At 64.2% G+C, this 3,615-nt stretch carries 6 protein-coding genes and 1 pseudogene; all 7 read left to right on the top strand.

Going from position 1 to position 3,615, the window contains the following annotated elements; all coding sequences use genetic code 11:
* Window positions 1-167 precede the first annotated feature (167 nt).
* Window positions 168-452, top strand: a complete 285-nt coding sequence (locus LXN57_RS47510; RefSeq protein ID WP_251804928.1) for a hypothetical protein — start codon at window positions 168-170, stop codon at window positions 450-452.
* Between the two features lie 4 nt (window positions 453-456).
* On the top strand, window positions 457-993 hold the full coding sequence (locus LXN57_RS47515) for an AIPR family protein (protein ID WP_251804929.1): 537 nt from the start codon (window positions 457-459) through the stop codon (window positions 991-993).
* Window positions 994-1,135: 142 nt separating this feature from the next.
* A complete protein-coding gene (locus tag LXN57_RS47520; protein WP_251804930.1) occupies window positions 1,136-1,399 on the top strand; it encodes a hypothetical protein in 264 nt (87 codons plus the stop codon).
* Window positions 1,400-1,495: 96 nt separating this feature from the next.
* Complete coding sequence (locus LXN57_RS47525; protein ID WP_251804931.1) at window positions 1,496-1,834, top strand: tyrosine-type recombinase/integrase; 339 nt, start codon at window positions 1,496-1,498, stop codon at window positions 1,832-1,834.
* 280 nt (window positions 1,835-2,114) lie between these two features.
* Window positions 2,115-2,480 carry a hypothetical protein gene (locus tag LXN57_RS47530; RefSeq protein WP_251804932.1) on the top strand — a complete coding sequence of 122 codons (366 nt, stop codon included), beginning with the start codon at window positions 2,115-2,117 and terminating at the stop codon, window positions 2,478-2,480.
* The gene (locus tag LXN57_RS47535; RefSeq protein ID WP_251804933.1) at window positions 2,477-3,004 is read left to right on the top strand and encodes a DUF6036 family nucleotidyltransferase; all 528 of its coding nucleotides are present in this window, start codon (window positions 2,477-2,479) and stop codon (window positions 3,002-3,004) included. Before LXN57_RS47530 ends, LXN57_RS47535 begins: the two co-directional genes overlap by 4 nt.
* A 387-nt stretch (window positions 3,005-3,391) precedes the next feature.
* Window positions 3,392-3,615 (top strand): annotated as a pseudogene (locus tag LXN57_RS47540) (hypothetical protein); the annotation flags it as partial.

A 3,615-nucleotide genomic window follows, 5' to 3' on the forward strand; every position in this document is an offset into this window, starting at 1 on the left:
AGGGTGGCTGGAAGCGTGAGAACTCCCATGATCACCTAGGCGATCTCACCCGCCCTGAGCACCCTCCACAAAGGCCGGTAACCCGCGTATCCCCAGGTCATGCCACCGCTGCCTGAACACGCAAAGGCCCTGAGTTACACGTCCACTATGCAACGACCGGCAATCAGGTGGCGGACCTGCTGCGGCGCAAGGCGGTGTCCGCCGAGAAGATGCTCATGAAGTCCGGGCTGTTCGACGTCGTCGACGTTCGCTGCGTCACCCGTGACGATCTGCGAGAGCTCTACAAGCGGGCCACCCAGGCGGTGCCGGCCACGTTCGAGATGCCGAAGAAGATGTCCCTGCCGCGGATGCCCGGTGTCGAAGAATCACTGCTCGGGCTGCTGTCGGCGCGAGCTGGTCGAGAAGGTGCTCACCGATCCCACCGGACATATCCGCACGGCGCTGTTCCATGAGAATGTGCGGGACTTCCAGGGATACAACGGCGTCAACGCTCAGATTCGCGACACCATTCGCGACGAGATCGGCCACCGGCGCTTCGCCGTCCTGAACAATGGCATCACTATCGTCACGCGGAACCTCCGAGTCGTCGGCGACGAGGTCCACATCCGCGACTTCCAGGTGGTCAACGGGTGCCAGACCTGCCACGTGCTGTTCGACGAGCGGAGCCACCTGAACAACGACGTGCAGGTCAGCGTCCGGGTGGTGCACAGCGCCGACGAGAACGTCATCACCGGCATCATCGCTGCGACGAACCGGCAGACGGCAGTCAGCGAGGAGGACCTCTCGACCCGCGAGGACTTCCACAAGCAGCTCGAGGACTGGTTCGCCGCTCAGGACGCACCACAGCGGTTGTTCTACGAACGCCGATCCAAGCAGTACGCGGCCCGGCAAGACGTCGAGAAGACTCGAGTGATCAACCGGAGCCAGCTCACCCGCGCTTATGCCGCAATGTTCCTCGGAGAGCCGTCAGCCGTCGCCACTACAAGGACCTGACCACGCGGCGAAAGAACGATCTGTTCCAGGCCGGTACCTACCGGACGCCTATTATGTCGCGGCGGCGACGCTGTACCGCATCGAGTGGCTACTGCGCACGCGTCGGGTACGCGCCGGCCTCCGTCCCGTCCGCTACCACTTGATGGCCGCGCTCCGGTGGCAGCTCCTGGGTGATGAAAGGCTTCCGGCGAGTCCCAAGAAGGCATCCGAGCAATGTCGTCGGCTCATCGAGCTGGTCTGGGAGCCGGGAAAGGCGGAGCAGGCCGTCCTCAAGCTCATCCCGACGCTCACCGAGATCATCGGAAAGGAGGAGGCGACGGGGGTGCCGCTCGGCGAGATGGTCCGCAACCGCCGCTTCGCGGACGCCGTCCGAGCCGCCGTGCTGGGCCCGCGGGTGTCGGCATGACGCGTCACGTCGCCGCGGATCACGGGCCGAGATGGATGTGGGACGCCCACAGGTGTGGTTGGTCCGGGTAGTTTTGCGGGTCTGCCGTACCGCCAGGTGCAGCGCCTCGGCCGTGAGAGCGCCGCCGTCCAGGTGCGCATAGCCGCGAAGGTCCGGCCGATCGGCCCGCACCAGATCCGGCACCTGATCGCTTCAACTCTGCTCGACGCCGGCTACGGCGTCCACGAAGTCGCGGAAAGGCTCGGCCATGACCCGGCCACGCTCATGCGCTACTACACCCGGGTCAACGCAACCAGACGCTTGCGGGCCACGGACCGGATCGCCGACCTGATGACAGTGTCCGAAGTCCCGCCGAGGCCGCTACGGAACTGGGGTGGCTGCACCACGAGTCTGCTCCCTGACGATGGTAAGTCCGTGGAGAAGCTCGCCAGCTGAGGACCGGAAGGCGCGTACCCGGATTCGACAACCACAGGCGCTTCCGTCCGCATGTCGTTGCGCAGGTCGCCGGCCCCGGCGAGCGGTCCGGGAACGACGGCGGGCGGTAGCTTGGGCCGCGGGGCCTCGACCGTCCGCTGGGCTTCGGGTGGCCGGTCGGCGGGCACTCCCGCGAGCTCCTCAGGGCCGCGTTCTGAACATTCGGGTGGCTCGGGTTCGTAGAATCGATCGCAGCGCAGCATGAGAGGTAGAGGTCCGAGCAATCATGGCGTACCAACCGATGACGATGGTGGACCTCGCCGGCCATCTCTCCCGACACCCCGAGGAGAAAATCCGGTGGAAGCACATCTGGGAATTCCTCGAGGAGTACCGCTGGGAACAGGCGGAAAAACAAGCCGAGCTGCTACTGGATGAGCCACCCGCAACAGGCGACGCGCGGTGGGACGTCTTACTCGGCGCGTTGGCGGAGCACCTCGCCGCGAAACTTGACCTGGCCCCACCCGACTGGTCCAGAACTCGGACCCTCGCGACCCCGTGGTTTCCCTCCACGCTGCCGTCCAAGCGCATGGAGGCGCTCGTCTGGGCGCCGGCCGCCTTCCGCAAGCACGGCGTCTACCTCTCCGCACGCGACTTGGACGCGGCATGAGCGATGACGGCCTACTCGGCAGAGCTGAACTCGAGCGGGCATTCTCAGCGCTCGGCGACCGGCTGTTCCGTCGAGGCGTCATAGCCGACCTGTTCATCGTCGGCGGTGCTGCGATGGCGCTCGCCTACGACGCCGACCGGGTAACAAGGGACGTCGATGCCACGTTTCTGCCGCATGGCATTGTCTTGGAGGAAGCGCGCAACGTAGCGGAGGCGATGGGCTTGCCGCCATGGTGGCTCAACGATCAGGCCAGCGCGTATGTCTCCTACCAGCACGACGCCGGAAAGCGTGAAGTATTCGACCACCCCGGCATTCGTGTGATGGCCGCCTCTCCCGAGCATGTGTTCGCGATGAAGGTATTCGCCTCCCGGGGTCGCGACGAGGACGACCTCCGTGCACTTGTCCAGATTATTGGGATCTCGACCGTCGAGGCGGCACTGGAACTCTGCAGCAGATTCTTCCCTGATGAAGAGATTCCCGCTAGATCGATGGCGATGCTCGAGGATTTGTTCGCTTCGCAATGACGAATCGTCAATCTGTCGTGTCAGAGTCGTGGAACAGGCGTCTGGTAGCAGGTGAATGCGCCTGCAGCTGCGACGGTGAACTATGCGGGGGTCGCGTCCTTCCGTCGAAGCGCTGGGAGAATGACGCTGATGCAAGCAGGCTGACAAAGGCGCAGGTCAGGTAGGGTAAAGAGGGTGCCGGAAGGGTGACGTTGTTGGACACCTTCACTCGGCCGAGTATATTTTTCAGTGACCTGGTAAAACGTTAGTTAGCACGTCGCTGGGCCCTCTAAATGCTGGGGTCAAGGGGTCGCAGGTTCAAATCCTGTCAGCCCGACTTTGTAAAAGGCCAGCTAAGCTGGCCTTTTGCATTCCTACGCATCGATGAATTCGTGGCGACGTGACACATGGTTGTTCCTGTGGGCGTTCCTCGACAAACTGTTCGGCCTCGGCCGCAGTACCCCCGCGGCGAACGCGTGGTTGGACGGCGGCAGTCCCACCGCCGGGTTCCTCGGCAAGGCCGCGACCGGCCCGTTCTCAGGGGTCTACAACGCCATCGCCGGCAACGCCTTCGTCGACGTGCTGTTCATGACCGCTCTGCTCGGCATCGGCATGGCGCTGATCCTCGGCAT

Origin of the sequence: Paractinoplanes hotanensis (assembly GCF_023717965.1) — a bacterium.
GTDB classification, from domain to species: Bacteria; Actinomycetota; Actinomycetes; order Mycobacteriales; family Micromonosporaceae; genus Actinoplanes; species Actinoplanes polyasparticus.

Coding starts and splice junctions, on each gene's coding strand:
- LXN57_RS47520 (WP_251804930.1), top strand. CDS start 1,136: ATGGCCGCGCTCCGGTGGCAGCTCCTGGGTGATGAAAGGCTTCCGGCG.
- LXN57_RS47530 (WP_251804932.1), top strand. CDS start 2,115: ATGACGATGGTGGACCTCGCCGGCCATCTCTCCCGACACCCCGAGGAG.
- LXN57_RS47535 (WP_251804933.1), top strand. CDS start 2,477: ATGAGCGATGACGGCCTACTCGGCAGAGCTGAACTCGAGCGGGCATTC.